This window comes from Herbaspirillum sp. RTI4 (genome assembly GCF_034313965.1).
GTDB lineage: Bacteria > Pseudomonadota > Gammaproteobacteria > Burkholderiales > Burkholderiaceae_D > Herbaspirillum.
In genome coordinates this window covers 208,306-224,788 of sequence record NZ_JAVIWQ010000002.1, presented here as the reverse complement: position 1 = coordinate 224,788, position 16,483 = coordinate 208,306, and the positions used below count along the sequence as shown (strand labels likewise).

Sequence of the window (16,483 nt, the reverse complement as noted above, 5' to 3'; positions counted from 1 at the left end):
CATGCTGCTCTTGATTGATATCGGCAATACGCGTCTGAAATGGGCGATTGCGCCATCGGCCTCACCCACCGGCGACGATGGCCGGCGCTGGCTGCACAGCGGCGCACTGGCCCATCACGCAATGGAGCAGATGCCAGCCTTGTTGCAGCAGCATCCTATCCGGCGGGTACTGATTTCCAATGTAGCCGGTCATGCCGTACGCGCTGCTTTGGATGCGCTGTTGACGCCTGCGGTGGTCGGTCGCGTCGTCGAGGTGCAATGGTTTGCCTCCAGTGCGGCGCTGGCGGGCGTGCGTAATGGGTATCGGGATCCCTTGCAGCTCGGCTGCGACCGTTTCGCCAGCGCGATCGGCGCGCATGCCTTGTATCCCGGCGAAGCGATGATCGTAGTCAATGCCGGTACCGCTACCACCATCGACGCACTGACGGCGGATGGGCGGTTTCTGGGCGGGATGATTTTGCCCGGACTGGATTTGATGACCGCTTCGCTGGCGAAGGGCACGGCGCAATTGCCGCAGGTGGCGTCGGATGCGGGCGCTACTGGTCCGCTCACGATATTTGCCGACAATACCCGACAGGCCATTCTCGCGGGTTGCCTGCAGGCGCAGACCGGAGCGATTGAGGCCGCCGTGGCCACGCACGCTGCAACTGGTGGCGACAAGGTGCGTTGTCTGGTTTCAGGCGGCAGCGCCGCTTCTCTGCTGCCGAATCTGCGCATTGATGCCGAGTTCGTCGAGCAGCTGGTGCTGATCGGTTTGCATGAGGTGGCCTTGTGTTCCTGATCGCCAGGACCTGTTTTACCGCAGCACAATAAGCCCTACCGACACAAAATACATTGGCATAAAAAAAGAATGGAAAAAGGCTGAATGCATGTTGAAACTAAGCTTCTGGTTGTTGTTGATCATCAATGGCGTACTGCTGGCGCTGCAGCAAGGCGTGTTCGGCGTGCAGCCGGTTCCGCAACGCGAACCCTTGCGGCTGGCGCTGCAACTGCATCCTGAGCAGATACGTCCGCTGCCGGTTGAGAACCCGGCTCCTGTTTTGCCGGTGACGCCCGCTCCTCTTCCGGCCGTATCCGCAGTCACTCCGGTTCCTGTGGCATTGCCTCCCACGCCTGCGGCAGTTGTTGCTTCGCCTGTTGTTCCGGCTGTTATTCCAGCTGTGACCCCGGCTGTCACCCCGCCTGTCGCCCCTCCTGCTGCGGTTCCGGTGCCTCTGCCGCCTGCCGCGAAAACTCCTCCTTCCGTTGTCGCTCCGCAAGCGTCCGCTCCCGCTCCGGTTTTGAGTACGGCCTGCATAGAAATCGGCGATTTCAGTCCGGTCGAGGCCGATAAATTCGCCGCACGTCTGCTGACGCTGAAACCGCCGCTGGTGCCGACGCGCCGCATGGTGCAGGAAATCAGTAACTACATGTTGTACATCCCTCCGCAGGGGAGCCAGGAGGCGGCTGAGCACAAGGCTGGCGAGCTGCGCCGTTTGCATCTCGATGATTTTCAAATCCTGACCGAGCCGCCCGCTTTGCGCTGGTCCATTTCATTAGGGGTATTCAAGACCGAGCAAGCCGCCAAGTCGCGGATAGCGTCCTTGATTCAAATAGGCGTGCGCAGTGCCAATATCATGGCCCGCACCGCCAGTACCAGCAAATTGGTACTGCAACTACCGCACTTCGAGCCCGGCAGCAGGGCCGGCGTTGACAGCCTGAAGAAGTATTTTCCGACGCAGGAAGTGCGGGATTGTCCTGCGCGTCCGGCCGTCAGCCCCGCCTGAGCGGACTCATGCAGGCGGTTGACGTCTCCCGCTTGAACCGATCTGGATAAAACGTCTCCGAAGCCGCCGGACTTTCCATGTAGAATCCGGTATCCCGACTGCCCACACAGGATTGTTGCCATGACCGTACTACCCGAAGTCGCTCCTCAGATCAAAGCTGAAATTCTGGCTGAGGCCTTGCCCTACATCCGTCAGTTTCACGGCAAGACCATTGTGGTCAAATACGGCGGCAACGCCATGACCGAGGAGCGCTTAAAGCACGGCTTTGCGCGCGACGTCATTTTGCTCAAGCTGGTCGGCATGAATCCGGTGGTGGTCCATGGCGGTGGTCCGCAAATTGACAACGCCTTGAAAAAAATCGGCAAGCAAGGCCAGTTCGTGCAAGGCATGCGGATTACTGACGAAGAAACCATGGAAGTGGTGGAATGGGTGCTTGGCGGCGAAGTCCAGCAGGATATCGTGATGCTGATTAATCACTATGGCGGTCAGGCAGTCGGGCTGACCGGCAAAGACGGCGGCCTCATTCGCGCCCGCAAGATGAAAATGCCGGATCGTGAGCATCCGGGTGAATTCCTCGATATCGGCTTCGTCGGTGAAATTGAAGCGATCAACCCGGCGGTGGTCAAGGCCTTGCAGGACGACGCTTTCATTCCCATCATCTCGCCTATCGGTTTCGGTGCCGACGGTCAGGCCTACAACATCAATGCCGATGTGGTGGCAGGCAAGATCGCAGAAATCCTGCATGCGGAAAAACTGATCCTGATGACCAATATTGCCGGCGTGCAGGACAAGCAGGGCAATCTGCTGACCGACTTGTCGGCGCGCGAAATCGATGAAATGTTCGCCGATGGCACCATCTCCGGCGGCATGCTGCCGAAGATTGCTTCGGCGCTGGATGCGGCCAAGTCGGGCGTCAATACGGTGCATATCATCGACGGCCGCATCGAACATTCGCTGCTGCTGGAAGTGCTGACCGAGCAGGCCTTCGGGACGATGATCCGCTCGCACTGAGGTTTTTCCCCGGGAAGTAAAAAGCCGTTCAGTTCTAAGGAGCTGAGCGGTTTTTTTATTTCCGAATGAATAGTGTTGCAGAAGAAATGGTTGAAGTAATTAATCAATCAATCAAAATTAATTAACATTGGATAATAAATATTAATTCAATAGTTATTAATTAAATAGTTATTAATTCAATAGTTATTAATTCAATAGTTATTAATTCAATAGTTATTAATTCAATAGTTATTAATTAAATAATATCAATCTAGTTCGATTTCATTTATTTTATTTTATTGTAATTTGAAATTCAACTTAATTTCAATTAATCAACATTTCAATTTGGAAATTATATATTCAATAAATAATTGTATTTATTCTTTGAATGTTTTAGTGTTTCGCTGATTCAATCATTACATTCTTTCTCTATTCAAAGGGATACTCCATGGGATTTTCTCTAGAACGATTTGAATATCTCGCGTATACCCGTCAACACGAAATTGCTGCTCGGGAATTAATGGTGCTGCTGTCTGCGCTGGATGCCAATTACGGCTTGATGGGAGAAGACTTCATCGCCAAGCCCGTCGCCAGTGTCCATCCGCAGGAAGTAGGCGAACACGTATTGGCGCGGATTTCCTCGGCGGTATCCTGTTTATTTTCAGATGCTTCTTTTCAGTTTTCACCGGTAGGTCACGGGCAAATTCTGAACTGGCACCGCTGGCTATCGTCCTTGTTTTCCGCCAGCCAGTTGCGTAACGCCGATCACGTTATCCGCGCCCTGAATTTGCGCGGCGAAGAGGACCTGGGCAATGTCGAAATTGCCGACAAGGACCTGATCAAGTTTTGCATGCTGTTTTCGCCTGAGTCGGAAATCCCGCTGGATTTAGATGCCATGTGGGAGCACAACAAAGTGCTGACCGCCGGTTTATGTCTGGTACTCATGTCGCCACGATTTCTCGGTTCGCCGGTGGCGCATGACAAGCGCGAGAAAATATTGCCGTGGCTGTCACGCAAGTTACCGGAAATCGATGATCTGTCCGTTTTGCCCGCCGGCATCCTGCACGACGTCTACATGCATTGCAGCTACGCCGATCAGCCTGAAAAGCACGATATCAAACGCGCCATCAATATTCTGATCCGGCGCAAACTGCACGAAGCCGGCTTGTTCGCGCTGCCGCCGACGGACGGCATGCCCGCCGGATCGAAACCGGTCATGCTGGTCATCGTGGAATGGTTCACTGCCACCCACTCCATCTACCGGACACACTCCCGCACCATCGAATCGGCCAGGGACTTATTCCACGTCATCGGGATGGGCTATGAGCACAGCGTGGATGAGGCAGGACGGGCCATCTTCGACGAATTCATCCCGATTGAAAAAGGCGACATGCTGGCGCAGCTCCAGCAGATTCAGGCGACGGCAAAAGAGAAAAAAGCAGAAGTGATGTACATGCCCAGTGTCGGCATGTTTCCCATCACGCTCTATCTGAGCAATATGCGACTTGCCCCTCTGCAAGCCATGGCGCTGGGGCACCCGGCTACCACCCACTCCCCCGAAATGGACTATGTAGTGGTGGAAGAAGACTACGTCGGCGACCCCGCCTGCTTCAGCGAAACCTTGCTGCAACTACCCGTCGACGGCATGCCCTATCGACCGTCAAGCGAAGCAGCCGCCTTCGTCGTCGACACCGTCTATCGGGAAAAGCCGGATCTGGTGCGCATCGTGATCGCCGCCACGACCATGAAACTGAACCCTCTGTTTTTAAGCACGCTGGCCGAGATCCTTCATGCCTCACCGGTAAAAATCCACTACCACCTGCTGATCGGGCAAGCGCAGGGATTGATGCTGCCGCAGATCAAACGCGTCATCAGTCAGTTTCTTGGCGACCGCGCCACGGTGTATCCGCATCAGTCCTACAAGGATTATCTGAAGGTCATGGCGGACTGCGACATGTTCGTCAATCCTTTCCCCTTCGGCAACACCAACGGCATCATCGATACCGTGACCGCCGGTCTGGTGGGCATCTGCAAGACCGGACGCGAAGTGCATGAACACATCGACGAAGGATTATTTGGCCGCCTCGGTTTTCCTTCCTGGACCGTCGCGCATACCCGCGAGGAATACATCGCCGCGACCCTGCGCATGGCCTCGCAGCACGCTGAGCGTACGGCCTTGCGCAAGGAACTCGCCAATCCTGCCGCAGTACAAAAACTCTTCCATGGTCGCCCCGAAATCATGGGGCGCATGTTGCTCAACGCATTAACGAGCCGATTCTTGCAGCTCGCTTAATCCGCTTCAGGAAATTCACGCCAGTATAAAAAAGACGCAGCTATTCCTAAAAACGAGCGGCCGGCAGAGCCGCCGCCTTGCCGGGGAAACAAGGATGTTCGAGACCAGTAAAGCCAACCGGCGTCGTTATATGGATGGTGCCTTCCAGTCGCGCTATTTTGTGGGAAGGGGCATCGACATCGGCGGTGCGCCCGATCCGCTGGCGCAGCATGCCGGCTTATTTCCGCGTATGGGCGAGGTCAGAACCTGGGACTTGCCCGACGGCGATGCGCAGGGCATGCAAGGCATTGCCGACGAAAGTCTGGACTTCGTTTACTCCAGTCACTGTCTCGAACACATGGTGGATGTGAGGCAGGCATTAAAGAACTGGTTGCGCATACTGAAGCCAGGCGGTTACCTGATCGTCACGGTGCCGGACGAAGACCTGTACGAACACGGATACTGGCCGTCCCACTTCAATGCCGACCACAAAGCCAGCTTCACGCTCTACAAACAGCGGCCGACCATGGGCAGCTCGATCAATCTGATCGACCTCGTGCGCGAGTTCGGCCCCGATGTCGAGTGCGAACGCCTGTGGCAGATACGCGATTTTTACAATGAAAACGCCGCCGAGACTGACCAGACCCAGGGCATGGCCGAATGCGCGATTGAGTTTGTCTGGCGCAAAAAAACCAATCGTGGCATCGCCTGTTTGCAACAAGGGATGCAGCATTACCGATCGTTTCAGGATCGTGACGCCATGTTCTGTTATCAGGCAGCAATAGAGGAAGACCCGCGGCTCTTCGATGCCTACAACCAGCTTGCCCATCTGCTGACTCAGGCCGGCCAATACGAGGCCATTGATCCGCTGTGGCAGCGCTGCGAACAAGCGCTTCCGGAACAACATTTGCCCAAGCTGTATCGGGCGCTGGCGCTGATCTCGCAGGGACAATTCGACGAAGGTTTCAAACGACGGGATGTCCTGATCTCCGACGAAAGACGCAGCGCGGTGTTGCCACCGACCGCCTATCCGCGCTGGGAAGGGCAATCGCTGGAGGGTAAGTCGATTGTCTTCTGGACCGAATTCGGATTTGGCGATGAACTCATGTTTGCCCGCTTTGCCGCCACCTTCAAAGCCATGGGGGCCTTACGGGTCACGGTGGTCTGCCAGACGGCCATCCTGGACATCATGCAATCACTGAATGGTGCGGATCGGGTGGTTGATGCGAAATCGGTCGAGGACTTGCCCCCGCATGATTATTGGGTCTATCCGCATTCGATACCGGTGCATTACTCGCTGCAAACGCATGGCGTGCCGGATAAGCTTCCCTACCTTCGCGCCTCTCCGCAGCAGATCAAAAAATGGAAGGGGAAATTGCCTGAGAAAGACGCTCGTTTGCGGGTCGGTCTGGTCTGGAAGGGAAGTCCTCTGCATGAAAATGATGCCTTCCGCTCATTACCCGGTCTGGTCTGGCTGGAGCCTCTGTTCGATATACCTGGAATTCATTTCATCAGCCTGCAGAAGGGAGCAGGTGAGGATCAGTGCCAGGAATTCGCGCACCGAAGCAAACTTTCCCTGCGCGCTGTCGGCAATCAATTCGACACGTTTTCAGATACCGCCGCCGTCATCGATCAGCTCGATCTGGTGATTACCGTCGATACCGCTGTCGTCCATTTGGCCGGGGCGATGGGAAAGCGCACATGGCTGTTGGTGCCGGCCTATACCGACTGGCGCTGGGGAGTGGGGAAAGAGAGCAGTCCCTGGTATCCCACCGTCAAAATATTCCGGCAAAAACGCGTGAGCGAATGGGCGTCGGTGATTGAACTGGTGCGGCAGGAGTTAGGAACTTTGGCGAAAGAGTTTCTGCGTCGCAGTTAAATAGTGCCGGTCGGGAGTATCAGAGGGTGATACTGCAATTATTAAATTAATATTATTATTAAGAAATATTTCCATTAATAATTATTATTGTGAGATGGGCGGATTCAAGCGGTCACTGCAACACCTGATTTTCATCATAAATTAAAATCGATGAGGTGTGCGATGCCAAGTATTTACGGAGCAATGACCGATGATCGCAAAGCCATCATCTGGCGAATGTGGCAACAAGGATATCCGATGAGCGAAATAGCCAGGGACATTGAGAAGCCAGCGGCAACCATATACTCCTACCTGCTCTATCACGGTGGCATCACGCCACGAAAGAGGCAGCGTCGAGCGACTTACCTTACTCTTGAAGAGCGCGAAGACATTTCTAGGGCACTAGCCAAAGAGTGCAGTATTCGCAGTATTGCCAGAGAACTTAATCGCTCACCATCGACAATTTCCAGGGAAATATCCCGGAACGGTGGCGTCGTTAAATATCGTGCCAGTATTGCTGAACAAGCTTTTCTTAAACGAGCGAAGCGACCAAAATCATTCTTACTGGCAGAACGTCCCGCCCTAAGATGTCTTGTAGAGGAAAGGCTCGCCTCAAACTGGTCTCCAGAGCAAATCGCTGGATGGCTAAAGACCAGGCAGACCGACACGAGCAAGGAGATGTATGTGTCCCATGAAACGATATACAAATCTTTGTTTATTCAGACACGGGCCTTATTTCGGGAAGAGCTGAAAAAACATTTAAGAACGAAACGGATGTTTCGCCATGCCAAAAATCATAAGGCCGGTAGTAGAGGGCAAATTTTGGATGCTATCTCGATCAGAGATCGTCCCGTTGAAATCGAAGACCGAGCAATCCCTGGGCACTGGGAGGGCGATCTGATTATCGGTGCCAATAACAGCGCCATAGCCACCGTAGTTGAGCGTCAGTCTAGATTTACCGTCTTGTGTAAGTGTGAAGGCCGCACAGCACCAAGTGTGGTGCACTCACTGACGGAGCAGATGAAAAAACTTCCCTATCAGATCTGCAAAAGTTTAACTTGGGATCGCGGACAAGAGCTTTCAGCACATAAACAATTTACTATCGCAACAGATATGGAAGTTTATTTTTGCGATCCTCGTAGTCCATGGCAACGTGGCACTAATGAAAATACCAATGGTCTGTTGAGGCAATATTTCCCAAAAGGAAGCGGACTGGCCAAATATTCCCAACACGAATTAGATGACATAGCAGCAGAGCTCAATGCCCGACCACGAAAAACTCTCGGGTTTAGAACGCCGGCGGAAATTTTTAATAACGCGTTGCAGTGACCGCTTGAATCCGCCTGTATTGAAAATACATTTCAATAATTTATTTATTTAAGATATTGTGTAAATAAGCGGATATAAATAAAAAATTAAATGCATGGTTTTTAATATTAAATATTTTCGTTCAATACAATTTCCAAAATTAATTTATTTTCAAATTAATCTGGTGGGTAATTGATCCATTGCCACGCCGTAGCGCCCGGCAATCCGATCTCAGGAAAGTGTTGCATTGGTCTGCTCTTCAGAGCGGAATGAAAGGTGCCAGGATAGCCGCCGATCAGAAACGGAGTCTGTGTATGCGCGAAATGAAAACAAAAAATGACATACGGTGCGTCACCTGGGAAGCCCATTCCCGGACTCGGGAAGCCCTCCGCGCAGGCCTTCTTTCAGGCGCATTATCAGGCTTGCTAGCAGGCATCCTGCTTCTGGCCTTTATGCACGTCACCTTTGCCGATGAAATGGCTCCAGTGAAGTCTGCTCAAGCCGCAGATCACGTCAAAGTACGCACTGTCAGCTGGGAGGGAAGTTCCACCAGGGTGGCCAATGCGAGGCTGGCGGCCTTGAAAGAAAATTTACTGCACAAGACGCTCGACCGCGCCCAGTTGGAACAGATTCTGGCCGATCTCACCATGGAGTTGCGTAATGGCGGTTTAATGATTGCGCAAGTCATCATGACACCCGCCAGCCGCACCGCTTTTTTCTCCACGGGTGAGCTGTATCTCAACGTATTTGAAGGAAAAATCGGCGCCATCGATCTCATCAATACTTCCTTGGTGGATACCACGCGACTGCAACAGGTCTCTGAGAAAGCCTTGTGTCCTGAAGGAATTGGCAACGACTGCATCCTCACTGCGCAAAAAATGGAACGCGCCACGCAGCTTTTGCAAGACATTACCGGCGTCAAACTGGAACGTCCGCAACTCTCCCCAAAAGGCGTGGCGGTAGGACAGACGCGGGTAGAAATCACGGTGGCAAAAAATATCGAGAGGTATTCCGGCTCGGTCAGCGCAGATAACAACGGCGTTGGCTCCACCGGTAAAAACCGGCTCGGCGTCGTCGGTGCGATGAACAATGTGCTGGGGCAAGGGGATGTGCTCAATCTCGGTTTCAATACCACCAGCCGGCAGCAAAATAGCGGACTGATCGGTTTCAAAGTGCCGCTGGGCAGTGACGGCTGGCGTGGCACCAGCAGCCTCTCGCGCAGTTTGTTTTCGGTCTCAGCGGTCAACTCCGATGGACGCGCCGATACGGCAACGCTGGGCCTGGCCTACCCGCTTTTACGCGGACTGGAGCGTAACTCCATGCTGGCGCTCGACGGCGTTGCCACGCATTCCCTGGTCAATACTCTGGGGGTGAAGGTGTCCGACAAACAGCTCTATTCGCTACGCGGGTCGCTGGATTTCAATTCGGGGGATCGTGCGCTGCAACTGGGTCAAAGCTTCTGGTCCGGCAATATGGCGCTGTCGCTCGGTAGCGTCGCCGACCACACAGCGACGGGCAATCCGGCGAACCAGTTGGGCAGTTATCAAAAACTCGGCTTTAATCTGCTGCGGCGACAAAATTTCGACAACAGCGGCAATGCGTATGGATTGCTCAGTCTGCGCGGTCAGCTTGCCAGCCGCAATCTGGACCCTTCGGAAAAAATATCACTGGGAGGCCTGTCCGGGGTCCGCGCCTTTCGCAATGATGAGGGCTCTTTGGATGACGGCATGATTGTGACGATGGAATTGCGCCACCGCACGATACTGTCTTCCGGTGACATGTTTGCGCCGGGAATATTTATCGATTATGCCAACGGCAACATCAACCATCAGACTTATAGCAACTGGCAAATCCAGAGCGGTTATTCCAGTAGCAGTATTTCCAATCATCGCAGCTTGTCTGCCTTCGGCATGGCGCTGGACTGGCTCAGCCCGACTCGGCTCAGCGGTACGCTGGTCTGGGCTAAACGCATGCCTGGCAGCGCCGACTCCATCAACTATCCCGGCAGTGCGACGTCGCGTATCTGGCTGGTCCTGGGCTATGGGTTTTAAGCGGCACCCAGCAGAAATTCCTGAATCAATGCAACGGATTTTATTTTTATCAAGAACCGGACTGGAATGGACTAAGCAGGCGGAGTAAGTCTCCAGCCCCACTGATTTTGTCGGACTACGCCTGGTTGATTTTAAAAAAGCAGGCGAGCTACTTTCAGATCTGAGGACGCTCATGAACCAGCTTCTTTATCGGCTTATTTTCAATAAAAAACGCGGCATGCTGATGGTGGTGGCAGAAACCGCCACCAGTCACGATAAAGGGAGCGGCAATGGCGGCACCGGCAGTGCCGGCAGCGCTCATGGTGGTGCTCATAGTTGCGCTCATCGCGGCAAGATAAGCGACATCGTCTTTGTTCCCATGCGCAGCATTGCCCTTGCCAGCGCGCTACTGAGCGGTTCAGCGCTGTTGTTGTCGGAGCCGCCAAAAGCATTGGCGCAGACCTTGCCGCAAGGCGGCGTGGTAGCCGCCGGTGCCGCCAGCATCGCGCAAACCAATGCCAATTCCCTCCTCATCAATCAGAGCAGCAACCGCGCCGTCCTTAACTGGAACAGTTTCAATATCGGCGCAGGCAACAGCGTGCAATTCCAGCAACCGGGCAGCAGCGCAGCGGTACTCAATCGCGTCACCGGACTGACCGGCAGCAGCCAGATTATGGGCACGCTCACCGCCAACGGTCAGGTATTCCTGGTCAATCCGCAAGGCATCGTCTTTGGCAATGGCGCGATGGTCAATGTCGCAGGGCTGATGGCGTCTACCAAGGACATTGGCAATGCCGCATTCATGAGCGGCAATCAGGATCTGATTTTCGGCGGTGCCGGCACCAGTAATGGCCTGATCCAGAACAGCGGTAGTCTCACTGCCTTGGGCGGTTACGTTGTCCTCATGGGCGATCAGGTCAGAAACAGCGGCGTCATCAATGCCGCTGCTGGCCGCGTGGTGTTGGCAGCGGGTGATCAGGCCACCATCAGTTTGTCGAACGGGCAACTGGTCAACTTCGTGCTGAGCAACGTCACTGCCAACGCGCTGGTAGAGCAAAGCGGCGCGATCAATGCCGCCAATGGTCAGGTATTAATTAGCGCGCAATCGGCCAATGCCCTACTGAACGACGTCATCAATCTGACCGGCGTGATTAATGTCTCCGGCAGTCAGGGCAGCGTGATCGTCAATGGTGGTGCGGCGGGGACGGTGAACCTGTCGGGTGCCACGATCAGTGTCGCCAACCCCAACGGTATCGGCGGCAACGTCACGCTGACCGGGCAACAGGTAGGCCTGTTCGGCCAGACCTTCATCGATGCCAGCGGCAGCACCGGCGGCGGCACGGTGCTGGTCGGCGGTGATTATCAGGGCAGTAACGCTGGCACGGTTGCGCATGCACAGGCGACCGTGATGTCGGAAAACGCCAGCATCGACGCTTCTGTCACCGGTACCGGTAATGGTGGCAGAGTGGTGTTGTGGTCGGATAATTACACGGGCTTTTACGGCAACATTGCAGCGCGCGGCGGCGCGCAGGGCGGTGACGGCGGTGCGGTCGAAACCTCTAGCCACAACAACCTGCAAGCCTTCGGCAGTGTGGATGCGAGTACGACAGCGGGCCATGCCGGTAGCTGGTTGCTGGACCCGGTCGACATTACCATCAGCTCGGCGAGCAACTCCAATTACACCGGCGGCGTCCATACCGGCTTCACGGCAGGCGTTGATAGCAGCGCCACGGTCAGTAATGCCACGATCAATTCGGTTCTTAGCGCAGGCACCAGCGTCACCATCAGCACCGCCAATTCCAGCGCTGTAGCCTTCGGCGACATTGCCATCGTTGCCGACATTATTAAATCATCCGGCGCGAATACCAGCCTGACCTTGACCGCAGGCCGTAACATCCTCTTCGATAATGCAAAAATTCGGGCCGACTTCAATCTGATGAACCTGACGATGAATGCGGGGAATACCATCTCGTTCAACAATGCCCTGGTCGAACTCGCTGGCGGTAATTTGCAGGTGACGGCCAACGGTAGCAGTGGTGGTAACGGAGTGAATTTTTTCAGCAACAATACCTTTAGCAATGTGGTTGGCTTTATCAATGGCAGCAGCGCTGCGGGAAATGGCGTTACCTTTAGTGGCAATGCCAGCACGGCCTTTACCGAGACCGGTATCGGTACATTGAATATCACCGGCATCAGCAACGGCACTAATGATGCGCTTCTGTTGGGTTCCGGCAATATCGTGCAAGACAATGCATCCACGCTCAATCTCAACGGTTGCGCCACAGCGAGCGGTGCTTATGGCGTAACGATTGCCGCCGGAACCAATGTGCAGCAAGTCAACAATGGCGTCATTCATATTGTTGCCAACGGCGTTTCCACAGCAATGAATCTCGCCGGTAATCTGACGCAAGCGAGTACCGGCAGCATGTCGGTAAGCGGCACCTCCACCACTGGCATGGGGATCAACCTTTCCGGGGTAGTTAACCAATCGGGCGCAGGTGCGCTCACGCTCACTGGAACCGGTATTGATCAGGGCGTGTATGTGCAAGGTCAAATCCTCCAGAGCAGCACTGGCAGCATGGGATTGACGGGCACCGCCAGCGGCAGCAATGCGAGCAGCACGGCGGGTCTCTATTTCGATAGCGGTACCAGCCTGCTTCAGTCGAGCACCGGTTCCTTGACGCTGAGTGGTACGGCCTCGAATGCCTCGGCGCTGGCCGGGGTGTACTTCTCCAACACCAGTCTTACGCAGACCAATCCCGGCACCCTGACCATCAACGGCGCAGGACCGAGCGGCGTCAATTTTGCAGGCAGTAGCAACCTCACACTGAACAACACCGGCACGCTCAATGTCAACGGCAACGGATCGACTGGCCCCGGCTTTGTCATGGGCGGCGGCACCAACCTCACGCTCAATAACACTACCGCAACCATTGGCGGAACCAGCACCAACAGTACCGGGATTGATCTCGCAGGAACCTCGTCACTGCTTGGTTTTAACGCGGTTGCCATTCTTACCGGCACCAGCACGAACGGCACAGGCGCGCGGATCGAGGGCGCATGGACGCAAAGCAGTGATGCCTCTTTATCCGTCACGGGTACCAGCACCAACGGAAGCGGCGTGGCCATTACGGCCAATACGACGAACAGCGGGGCCGGCAGTCTCTTCCAGATTGCCGGCACCAGTACCAATGGTGACGGTGCCGTGATCGGCGCGCCCATCACGGTAAGCAGCGGCGCTACGTTAAATCTTGCCGGGACCAGCACGAATGGCACAGGTCTAAACGTCACGGCACCGCTCACGCAAAGCACTACGAGCCAGATGGATCTGACGGGGACAAGCACCGCCGGCATTGGGCTGCAACTGAGTGGGGCGGCGAGCATTACGCAGGATGCGACGACCACCTTGTTCCTCACGGGCCAGAATACCAATGGCAGCATCAGCGCTCCCGCGATTATGCTGGCAAGCAGTAACCTGTCTTCCCTGGCCGGTACGACGACCATATCGGCAACAGGCAACATGGTCATGGACACCAACAATGTGCTGGCGCTGACAGGGGCTCTCACTATCACCAACACCGGCAATCTTACTTTGGGGGGCAGTCTCAGTGGTGGCTCCGGTAGCTTGACCGCCAACAGCAATGGTTACATCAACGTCTCGGGCAATCTGAGCCTCGGGAGTCTGAGTCTGACCAGTGGTCTGTTCGGCATCAGGGAGATCGGCAGCGGAAAAATCAATGTCGCTGGCGCCAGTAATATCGTGGAAGGTAACGGCGACATCACACTGAACGGCAACAATACGCTCAACGGCGCGGTGAGTATTGCCGCCAGCGGTAGCGGCTTGGTGGCGCTTAACAACGCCAGCAATCTGAGCTTGGGTACGGTCAGTGCGAGCAATCTGAATGTCACCAGTAATGGCACGCTGACTGCCAACGGCAACATCGCAGCGACGGGCAGTGCCGCCCTGAGCGCGAATGGCAATCTGACGCTCAACGGCACACTCGCTGCCGGGAATCTGAGTCTGGCCAGTACCACGGCCAATGTGACGCAATTGGCAACCGGTGTGCTGAACATCGGCGGTACGCTCAATGCGACGGCCAGCAATGGCAGCGTCAATCTGCTCGGCAACAACACGCTCAACGGCACGGTCAATCTCAATACCAGTGCGAGTGGCAGCGTTACCCTCCTTAGCGCCAGCAATCTGACACTCGGCAATATCAGCACCGCCAATCTGAACGTCACCAGTAATGGCACCTTGGCGACCAATGGCAACATCGCAGCGACGGGCAGTGCCGCCCTGAGCGCGAATGGCAATCTGACGCTCAACGGCACACTCGCTGCCGGGAATCTGAGTCTGGCCAGTACCACGGCTAATGTGACTCAGCTGGCGAGCGGAGTGTTGAACGTCGGCGGTACGCTCAATGCGACGGCCAGCAACGGCAGCGTTAATTTACTCGGCAATAACACGCTCAATGGCACGGTGAATCTGAATGCCAGCGCGAGCGGTAGCGTTACCCTCCTTAGCGCCAGCAATCTGACACTCGGCAATATCAGTGCCGGCAATCTGAGCATCGCCAGCAATGGCACGCTGAGCACGGCGGGGAATGTCACTGCCAGTAGCAACGCCAGTCTGGTTGCCAGCGGAAATGTGACGCTGGGGAGCAATGTCAGCGCACCGAATCTGAGCATCAGTTCGGGTAACGGGTCATTGATTCTGGGCACGAATTTCAGCGCGCCGGTTAGCTTGACGTTAGCTAGTAATGGCAGTCTGACGATCGCGAATATCAGTACCGGCAATCTGTCGGTGACAAGCAATGGCAGCCTGAATACGTCCGGTAACGTCACGGCCAGCGGCAGCGCGGTTCTTCTCGCGGCAGGGAATCTTACGGTGGGAGGGAATGTTACTGCGCCGAATTTAAGCCTGAGTTCGAGTAACGGATCGTTGAATTTAAGCGGTAATTTCAGCGCGTCGAATAATTTGAATCTGGCGAGTAACGGCAGTCTGACGATCGCTAATATCAGTACCGGCAATCTGTCGGTAACCAGCAATGGCAGCCTGAATACGTCCGGTAACGTCACGGCCAGCGGCAGCGCGGTTCTTCTCGCGGCAGGGGATCTGACGGCAGGAGGGAATGTGACTGCGCCGAATTTAAGCCTGAGTTCGAGTAACGGATCGCTGAATTTAAGCGGTAATTTCAGCGCGTCGAATAATTTGAATCTGGCGAGCAATGCCAGTCTGACGATAGGCAATCTCAGTGTGGGTAATCTGACGGTGTCTTCCAACGGTACGCTGATCGCGACGGGGAATCTGACGACCAGTGGCAACACCAGTCTGACTGCGGGCGGTAATTTGAGCCTTGGGGGCAATCTCAGCGCGGGCAATATGTCGCTGCTCAGTACTTTTGCGAATGTCACGCAGCTGGCGAATGCTTCCTTGAATGTCGCTGGTGTGCTGGGTGCGGCGGCACCGAATGGCAGCATCAGTCTGCTCGGTAGCAACGTACTTAATGGCGCAGTCAATCTGGGTACCGGCAGCAGCGGTTCGGCCACGCTCAATGCGAGTAGCAATCTGACGATTGGCAACGTCAATACCCACGATCTCATCATCGTGTCGAGCAACGGCGTGAATGTGGCCGGTAATGCGCAGGTGGCAGGCAATGCGACCCTGACTGCCAACGGCAGCATTGCGCTCAATGGCAACCTCAACGCCGGGCATTTGCAGCTCAATAGTATGGCCGGCAATATTGCAGGGCCGGCCAGCGGTAGTTTGATTGTTCCCGGCACCAGCAACATTAGCGCGGCACAAGGCGGGGTTAATTTGCCGGGGGTGAATAACAACCTGACGGGGCTGACGTCGGTCACGGTCAGCGCCAACGGTACGGCGATTGTGAATGGGGCAAATAATCTTGTGGTTAATGGCGTCCCTGTTATCCGGAGTGCTTCGCTTATGCCTACTCCTGCGCCTGCATCTGCGTTCAATACTGCCACTGCGGTTGCCCGCAGCGTGATCGGAGACATTATCGGGGAGGTTGTTCAGCGGAATGTCGGCGAAAATACGGGGGGCAATACCGAGGTGCTGCCGACAAAAATGTTTGGCGAGCTTGATTTGTCGGTCATGAAAATGAGCGACGGTTTAGTGTCCCCCTCACTGGTGAAAAGATCGGCAGCGCAAGTGATTGGTCCGGGCGGAAATCTCAATTTCTCTGTGCAGGATGAGGTTACTGTTGTCGGTAACGGGTTGAACTTGCCGTGATGCCGT

8 protein-coding genes are annotated in these 16,483 nt (G+C 55.0%); all 8 read left to right on the top strand.

Annotation, left to right across the window (positions count from 1 at the left end):
* Nucleotide 1 precedes the first annotated feature (1 nt).
* Entirely contained in the window at nucleotides 2-781 is a 780-nt protein-coding gene (locus tag RGU70_RS01185; protein WP_322207603.1) for a type III pantothenate kinase, read from the top strand.
* Nucleotides 782-869: 88 nt separating this feature from the next.
* The gene (locus RGU70_RS01180; RefSeq protein WP_322207602.1) at nucleotides 870-1,766 is read left to right on the top strand and encodes a hypothetical protein; all 897 of its coding nucleotides are present in this window, start codon (nucleotides 870-872) and stop codon (nucleotides 1,764-1,766) included.
* A 120-nt stretch (nucleotides 1,767-1,886) separates the two neighbouring features.
* The gene (gene argB / locus RGU70_RS01175; RefSeq protein WP_322207601.1) at nucleotides 1,887-2,777 is read left to right on the top strand and encodes an acetylglutamate kinase; all 891 of its coding nucleotides are present in this window, start codon (nucleotides 1,887-1,889) and stop codon (nucleotides 2,775-2,777) included.
* Between the two features lie 427 nt (nucleotides 2,778-3,204).
* Nucleotides 3,205-5,049 carry a peptide transporter gene (locus RGU70_RS01170; protein ID WP_322207600.1) on the top strand — a complete coding sequence of 615 codons (1,845 nt, stop codon included), beginning with the start codon at nucleotides 3,205-3,207 and terminating at the stop codon, nucleotides 5,047-5,049.
* Nucleotides 5,050-5,143: 94 nt separating this feature from the next.
* Nucleotides 5,144-6,907: a methyltransferase domain-containing protein gene (locus RGU70_RS01165; RefSeq protein ID WP_322207599.1), complete on the top strand. Its 1,764-nt coding sequence runs from the start codon at nucleotides 5,144-5,146 to the stop codon at nucleotides 6,905-6,907.
* 162 nt (nucleotides 6,908-7,069) lie between these two features.
* Nucleotides 7,070-8,215 (top strand): IS30 family transposase, encoded by a 1,146-nt coding sequence (locus tag RGU70_RS01160; RefSeq protein WP_322207422.1) that lies wholly within the window; start codon nucleotides 7,070-7,072, stop codon nucleotides 8,213-8,215.
* A 401-nt stretch (nucleotides 8,216-8,616) separates the two neighbouring features.
* Nucleotides 8,617-10,245, top strand: a complete 1,629-nt coding sequence (locus tag RGU70_RS01155; protein WP_322207597.1) for a ShlB/FhaC/HecB family hemolysin secretion/activation protein — start codon at nucleotides 8,617-8,619, stop codon at nucleotides 10,243-10,245.
* A 172-nt stretch (nucleotides 10,246-10,417) separates the two neighbouring features.
* Nucleotides 10,418-16,477, top strand: a complete 6,060-nt coding sequence (locus RGU70_RS01150; RefSeq protein WP_322207596.1) for a filamentous hemagglutinin N-terminal domain-containing protein — start codon at nucleotides 10,418-10,420, stop codon at nucleotides 16,475-16,477.
* The last annotated feature ends 6 nt before the right edge of the window (nucleotides 16,478-16,483 follow it).

Bases quoted from the DNA above. Each gene is read 5' to 3' on its own strand.
- argB (WP_322207601.1), top strand. From the start codon at position 1,887: ATGACCGTACTACCCGAAGTCGCTCCTCAGATCAAAGCTGAAATTCTG.
- RGU70_RS01180 (WP_322207602.1), top strand. From the start codon at position 870: ATGTTGAAACTAAGCTTCTGGTTGTTGTTGATCATCAATGGCGTACTG.
- RGU70_RS01150 (WP_322207596.1), top strand. From the start codon at position 10,418: ATGAACCAGCTTCTTTATCGGCTTATTTTCAATAAAAAACGCGGCATG.
- RGU70_RS01165 (WP_322207599.1), top strand. From the start codon at position 5,144: ATGTTCGAGACCAGTAAAGCCAACCGGCGTCGTTATATGGATGGTGCC.
- RGU70_RS01185 (WP_322207603.1), top strand. From the start codon at position 2: ATGCTGCTCTTGATTGATATCGGCAATACGCGTCTGAAATGGGCGATT.
- RGU70_RS01170 (WP_322207600.1), top strand. From the start codon at position 3,205: ATGGGATTTTCTCTAGAACGATTTGAATATCTCGCGTATACCCGTCAA.
- RGU70_RS01160 (WP_322207422.1), top strand. From the start codon at position 7,070: ATGCCAAGTATTTACGGAGCAATGACCGATGATCGCAAAGCCATCATC.